Source organism: Microcella sp., assembly GCF_046293215.1.
Classification (GTDB): Bacteria; Actinomycetota; Actinomycetes; order Actinomycetales; family Microbacteriaceae; genus Microcella.
In genome coordinates this window covers 1-533 of record NZ_JBKBPI010000029.1, presented here as the reverse complement: position 1 = coordinate 533, position 533 = coordinate 1, and the positions used below count along the sequence as shown (strand labels likewise).

Annotated in this window: 1 protein-coding gene; it reads right to left on the bottom strand. The window is 28.3% G+C overall.

All coding sequences use genetic code 11. The annotated features are described in order from the left end of the window. Nucleotides 1-453 (bottom strand): hypothetical protein (locus ACK4SC_RS11725; protein ID WP_409618154.1); only part of this gene is annotated, 453 nt, incomplete at its 3' end. Nucleotides 454-533: the final 80 nt, after the last annotated feature.

Sequence of the window (533 nt, the reverse complement as noted above, 5' to 3'; positions counted from 1 at the left end):
TTTTTGAGCTTTATTCTGAAACATCAAAACGTCAACAAATATATCAGACTTTGTAATGTCTTTGTAAAACGATGTAGTTTTTTCGATAATATCTTGATAATTTTCTTTTACGTAGTTTGAAACGTTATTATAATCAAAATAATGTTTTGAAAAGTATTTTTCTCTGTAAATTTCGTTAATATACTTCGCAATTTGATTTCGTAGAAAGAAAAAATCGTTTACATTGCTACGTCCGAAACGCTTGTATAAATCAAGTTGTAACGCTCTATTATTTATATACGCAGAAAGTTTTTTACTCCAATTTGCGATTTCTTTATCGTATCTGTTCTCTTTACTATATCTACGAGAAAGATTATCGTTGTGCAGGTACGGATGCTTATCAATAGTTTTTCTTCTGTATTCTTCTCTGTCTTTTGTTGAAAAGTATTCATATTTTGCTTTGTGAACGTTCATAGCTTTTTCAAGATAGGCTTTTCAGTTTTGATATTCTCAAATCTTTCAACGATATAAAAAATTTCTTCATCTGTCATTTC